At 47.6% G+C, this 5792-nt stretch carries 6 protein-coding genes and 2 tRNA genes; 3 read left to right on the top strand and 5 right to left on the bottom strand.

Translation table 11 applies throughout. The features are described 5' to 3' along the window. Positions 1-519: GGDEF domain-containing protein (locus tag H5U02_13515; protein ID MBC7343439.1), on the top strand; the 519-nt coding region annotated here is incomplete at its 5' end. Positions 520-535: 16 nt separating this feature from the next. Here the strand turns inward: H5U02_13515 and lexA are convergent. The 4 genes from lexA to H5U02_13495 form a co-directional block, all read right to left on the bottom strand. Continuing rightward, positions 536-1147 carry a transcriptional repressor LexA gene (gene lexA, locus H5U02_13510; GenBank protein MBC7343438.1) on the bottom strand — a complete coding sequence of 204 codons (612 nt, stop codon included), beginning with the start codon at positions 1145-1147 and terminating at the stop codon, positions 536-538. 54 nt (positions 1148-1201) lie between these two features. Then, positions 1202-2398, bottom strand: a complete 1197-nt coding sequence (gene alr / locus H5U02_13505; protein MBC7343437.1) for an alanine racemase — start codon at positions 2396-2398, stop codon at positions 1202-1204. Then, positions 2399-3517: a peptidoglycan bridge formation glycyltransferase FemA/FemB family protein gene (locus H5U02_13500; GenBank protein ID MBC7343436.1), complete on the bottom strand. Its 1119-nt coding sequence runs from the start codon at positions 3515-3517 to the stop codon at positions 2399-2401. It abuts the gene before it with no gap. A gap of 162 nt (positions 3518-3679) precedes the next feature. Then, positions 3680-4465, bottom strand: a complete 786-nt coding sequence (locus tag H5U02_13495) for an SDR family oxidoreductase (protein ID MBC7343435.1) — start codon at positions 4463-4465, stop codon at positions 3680-3682. Between the two features lie 492 nt (positions 4466-4957). Here H5U02_13495 and H5U02_13490 point away from each other — a divergent pair. Together H5U02_13490 and H5U02_13485 are read left to right on the top strand one after the other, a co-directional pair. After that, positions 4958-5028 (top strand) — tRNA-Gln (locus H5U02_13490). Between the two features lie 15 nt (positions 5029-5043). After that, positions 5044-5116: transfer RNA gene (locus tag H5U02_13485), tRNA-Glu, on the top strand. A 48-nt stretch (positions 5117-5164) separates the two neighbouring features. Here H5U02_13485 and H5U02_13480 read toward each other — a convergent pair. Then, on the bottom strand, positions 5165-5792 hold a 628-nt coding region (locus H5U02_13480), incomplete at its 5' end, for a glutamate--tRNA ligase (GenBank protein ID MBC7343434.1).

The following is a 5792-nucleotide window of genomic DNA, read 5'->3' as shown; positions in this document are numbered from 1 at the left end:
GGCCTACCTGGTAACAAATTAATACAAGAAAAACTAAGTGCGCTTTTAGAACGCAAGGAAAAATTCACGTTTATATACTTGGATATTAACGATTTCAAGGCCTACAATGATGCCTATGGCTTTGTAAAAGGAGATGAAGCCATAAAGCTATTAGCTAAAGTGATTCAGTCTAACATATCTAGGATGGGCTTGGGTAACAATGATTTTGTGGGCCATATCGGTGGAGATGACTTTGTAATTATTACTATCGAGCCAGAAGATTACGCTACCGAGTTATGTGAGCGAATTACCTCCGAATTTAACCGTTTAGTTTACGACCTGTATAATGAAGTGGATAGAGCCCGAGGCTATGTTGTAGCTCGTGGGCATACTCCGCAAGAGAAGAAGTTTCCGCTAATGACCTTATCAACAGCTCTGCTTAGTCCCGAGATGTGCAAAACTGAGACCATATGGGAGCTGGCCCAGATTGCAGCGGGAGTTAAGCGGAAGGCCAAATTGGCCGCTAAAAGCTATGACTAATTATGTTCGCGAACAACTAGTAGGACCTAACTAGGCCTATTACTCTACCTAAGATTTTAACGTCTTTATCTTTGGCAATAATTGGTTCCATCTGGGGATTTTCTGGCTCAAGCTTAATGGTGCCTTGCGCGTATTGGTAAAAACGCTTTACGGTTGCTTCGTCACCTAACTGAGCTACCACAATGTCGCCATTATCGGCATGATGCTGCTGCCGTACTACTAGGAAATCGCCATCGAATATACCTGCCCCAATCATGCTATTACCCTGAACCTTGAGGATGAAGCAATCCTGGTCTACAGCTAACAGTCCAGTCGGAAGTGGAACCCTACTGTCAATGTTCTGAACGGCGAGGATGGGCAGTCCAGCTGTCACCTTCCCAACGACAGGAACAGAAAAAGTGGTGTTATTGGAAATCTCTATGGCTCTCGGTAGCCGCGCCCTCCTGCGAATAAAGCCGAGTTCTTCGAGCGATTTAAGGTATTTGTATACGGTGGCAGTGGATTTAATGCCCAGCGCCTTGGCAATCTCTCGTACGGATGGCGGATACCCCTTGGCAGTTACGTTTTGGGCGATGAAACTTAAAACCATTTGTTGCCTGTTTTGGTAAGCAGCTCTCCTTCTGGGCATTGCTGGTCAACTTCCCATAAGAAATATTATGTTACCTTAGGAATTCTTCCTTACTTATGAATGTCCTTTGCTATTATAGATATAGCTAGATACGGCATAGCTTCGGCCACTTCGTACGTAGACCCTGGGTAGCAGTAGACTTGCTGCCGTCCGCCGTATCTCTAGTTCAAATCCTGCGGCGATTTCCTCCTCACTTAGGTCAGAGACATCCAGAAGGGTTGATTGCATTCCAATTCGGCCAAGAATAGAGACGGGTTTACCGGTTAAAGTCTTGACGCTTGGCGTCATCACGTCTTTCCCAAACGCGCTCAACAGCAGCTTAGCTTGCATAACCAGAAAGTCCTTTACTCCCCTGGCTCCGTGCAGTGGTCCTATGCCAAACCCATCAATATAGCCTACCGGTAAAAATCCAACTGCTGTCTCTTTGCGCAATTTACAATTGGCGCCATAGCCTATAGTAGACCCGGCAGGCAATCGGCGAATCTCCGTAACCAACCCTATACACTTCCATGGGTTGTTTATTTTAATCGCCCGATACCGCGATTTTAGGCCGGCTGGATATTGGCCGTACAACAGCGTTCCTATCCGCACCATATCCAAATGCATCTCGGGAAACTGCAGGAAAGCCGAACTATTGCATACGTGGCGGGTAGGACGGAGCCCTAGTTCCTCAAGGATACGGACGGTCTGGTTAAAAAGCTGAAACTGGCGCAAGGTATTATGTTTTCTTCCTGCTGCATCTGCCAGGTGCGTGTAAATGCCATCAACAACGATATTGTTGAGGTTTTTGAGCAACAACGCGTTTTCTCGCACTTGTTCCGGCAATAAACCGCTTCTACCCATCCCCGTATCCACTTCAAGATGTATCCTTACCGGTTTTTCCCACTGGCGAGCGCATTGACAAATCTCAGTAACACTCTCGGGACTGCTTACAGTGAGTACAATGTCCTTTTCTATCGCCTTATGGATAACTTCCCCCCTTGTAGGCGCTAGAACCAGAATGGGCGCCTTGATGCCTGCCTTCCGGAGCGCCAATGCCTCTTCCAATCTACCTACTCCCAGCATATCTACATCGTTTTCAATTACACGGGAGATTTCTTGGATGCCTAGCCCATATGCGTTTCCTTTGACCACGGCCAAAAGCTTAGTAGAAGCAGCAAGGTTATTTCGTATTTCCCTAATGTTTTCTGTGATGGCATCTAAATTAACCTCAACCCACAAATTGCCTAAAGGTCCGCCGCCAGCCTGCAACTATCTTTCCTCCCCGATTGCTTTGGCTTGGGAGCGAAAATGGCGCAGCACCGGGGCTATCCTTCTTACTATCTTGCTGTAAGCGGGGCGCGCCTCTGACCATAGGAAGTACCAACCCTTGGATAAGACCAGATCATAATCACCCAGGAATTCTACCATATCTCCCCCAAATCCCCTCTTGAAGCGGTACAGCCCAAATAGGGGGTTGTTAGGATCTAGGTCCCCTGATACTCCCCGAAAATCATACATGGTGCAGCCCCGATCTTTAGCCCATTTGATCATTTCCCACTGCAGTAGATAATTAGGCATAACATTCCGGTGTTCGTTGCTGGAAGCTCCATAGATATACCAAGCTTTGGTGCCGATAGTAAAAGCTAGGGTTCCAGCAATGGGTTGGTTCTGGTAATAGGCCATGAAGAGGCGAGCATAATCCCTACTTACCAGCTCATCCCATAAGGTTTCAAAATAATCATAGTTACGGACTAGAAAGCGGTCACGCTCTGCTGTCTCTAAAAGAATCGAGTAAAATGTCCTCAGATCCTCTTTGCCGCATAGGCTTTTTATTGAAACGCCTTTCCGCATGGCTAGGCGGATATTGTACCGAGTTTTGGGGTGAAAATTGGCCATAAGTTCATCAAGGCTAGGGCTAATATCCAGACGAAAAACAAATCGCGGCTGAGTACCTTCGAACCCTTGATTGGTTCTGCTAGGCCGAAAACCAATCCGTTCTAGATTTTGGCGAACTCTATCATTGTCAGCCCGGATATCGGGATCTATTTTTAGCATTATTGCTCCCTGTGCTCGGCCCAGCTTCATTATCTCTCCAAACAAATAACGGGTTTGCTTTTGATCTTCAAAATCAACAACCGGGCCCCGAGGACAATACAATATGCAGCGCCGTGTACCGGGTATTTCCCGACAAAGAACTAGCGCAGACGCAATTGGATTGCCGTCATCAGCCTTGACCATAATTGGTAACGGTTTCCAACCAGTTTGCTTTTTAACTTGGCCCCAAGCGTAGGACTGTAAGATATGGCCCTTGGGGTGGTTGGACACAAAGGTATCGAATTCCGCTTCGTGTTTGCTACCGTCCGTTAGTACGTATGTTCTCCAACTCATGTCTTCTTCCACCTCATAATTGAAGCGACTTGGACTGCGCGAACCACTATCTATACTACCATTTGTGGTCCATAACAGCTAGTTCGTGCAAATTCCAATTAAGTCAAAAGCCGCCGAGAAAGGCGGCTGTTGCTTCGGAGTACGATTAGGTGAAAGTTGAACTTACATGGCCGACGTTCCTCCGTCAATAATCATTACCTGTCCGGTCATATAATCAGAAGCCCTGCTGGCAAGATAAACGATGGCTCCTTTCAAGTCGTCATCGCCGCCTAAGCGGCCCAGGGGTATGGCCATAGCTAAAAAGCCCGACTTCATCGCTTCTTCAATTATTACTCTAGACATCTTGGTTGGGAAAAAACCTGGCGCAATGGCATTAACGTTAATACTGAACCGTCCCCACTTTACAGCAAGGTCCCTGGTCATAGCAATTACTGCGCCCTTGCTGGCATGGTAGCCTACGGCATTCATGATTTCAGGTGGCAGCCCATAAAGGCCCGCCACCGACGCTATATTAATTATTTTCCCCTTGCCTTGTTTTTTCATGATTGGGCCTACTGCTTGGCAAAATAGGAAGGTCCCAGTAACGTTGGTTTCTTGTACCTTATTCCATTGTTCCAGAGTCATCTCTTCGATGGGTGCACCCCACGAAGCTCCAGCGTTGTTTACCAAGATGTCAATGCGCCCAAAATTATCTAAGGTTTCTCTTACAGTTCGGTCAACATCTTCCTTGGCGCGTACGTTACAAGCCAATGCCAAAGCTTTTACTCCATACGCGCTGGCAATTTCCTCAGCAGCCGCTTGACAATTCTCAATTTTGCGGGAACATAAAACCACATTGCAACCTTGATCGGCTAGCGCCTCAGCCATCTGCAGTCCTAGCCCTCGACCTCCTCCAGTTACTATGGCAACCTGGTCATGCAAGTCAAATAATTCCTTCACTTTAGCCAATTAAACTTCCCTCCTTTTCCTTTATAACTTACTTACCCCATTTTACATGCAAGCAGGAAAACCTGCAACGAAGCTGGTGCTTTATAGGGTACACAATATCACTGCCCCGTTCCAACGTGTCTAATAAGGCCATAAAGGCCAGTAGCCTACCCGCCCAAAGCCTATAAACAACGTTGCTGTGGCCATGGTAGCAGGGAAAAGGCCAGCCGTCCTAAAGACTACAGCCGAGAAGATATGGGAGCATGGCATGGCTTTGGGCGCACATGCCCGCCCTTGATACTCCCTATCTCATCGGCCCACCTCTTAAGGCAGATAACCGAGGCTGTATCTGTGGCCATATAGTACATGAAGGAGTAACCAACTTTAATCTGGGGAGCTCGCCTACTAACTCTTGACACTAACCTTTCCCCACTTCGGGTTGACACTAACCAGTGATCGCGGTTGCTTGACTGCTTCCAGTACCTGTGGTATACTCAATCGGTGGCAAGATACTGCGGGATGGTGTAGCGGTAGCACCCATGACTCTGGATCATGTTGCCCAGGTTCGAATCCTGGTCCCGCAGCCGGAAGGTAGGTTTGGCGCTATCGTCTAGTGGCCTAGGACACCACCCTCTCAAGGTGGAGACACGGGTTCGACTCCCGTTAGCGCTACAAAAAAGAGGCCCCAAGCCGAAGGGCCTCTTTTTTAGCTTGTCAGCTTTATTTCTTATTGGCAACATTATTAGGTATAGCGGTTGTAGTGCCGCTCTGTTCTATATAGGCTATGGCTCGTTTTATCCGCCTAACAACTCGTTCACGACCTAAAACTTCTAATATATCAAATAGACCTGGGCCCATCGTACGACCCGATACCGCCAGCCTGATGGGGTGAATAATCTTGCCCGCAGATATGCCAAGCTCCTCTGCCGTCTGCCGACAAATCTTTTCCGTGTTGTCTTTGGTAAATGGCGATAGCTTCTCCAACCTTTGTGACACAACTCTCAGGGCAACCAACGTTTCCTGGCTTCGAAAATACTTCCGAACTCCCTTTTCCTCATAGCTAGTTACTTCGTTAAAGAAGTATTCCGATGCATCCGCAATCTCAGCCAGCGTTTTGACCCGATCGCGCACAGTAGCCACAACTCGTCTCGCATATTGCTCGGTTTCCGGTACTGAGGGCTCAATCCAACCGCGCATTTTCAAAAACGGCAACGCTTGATCGACAATTTTGTCCAACGGCGTCTCCCGCAAGTAATGCCCGTTTATCCAAGTCAATTTGTCCGTATCATAAATGGCCGGGTTCCTTGATACTCTTGCCAGGTCAAACTCTTTGAGGAGCGTTTCACGC

The organism is Clostridia bacterium (assembly GCA_014360065.1).
GTDB lineage: Bacteria > Bacillota > DSM-521 > Neomoorellales > JACIYF01 > JACIYF01.
This window is presented reverse-complemented; position numbering and strand designations above follow the sequence as displayed.

Coding starts and splice junctions, on each gene's coding strand:
- lexA (MBC7343438.1), bottom strand. CDS start 1,147: ATGCCCAGAAGGAGAGCTGCTTACCAAAACAGGCAACAAATGGTTTTA.
- H5U02_13500 (MBC7343436.1), bottom strand. CDS start 3,517: ATGAGTTGGAGAACATACGTACTAACGGACGGTAGCAAACACGAAGCG.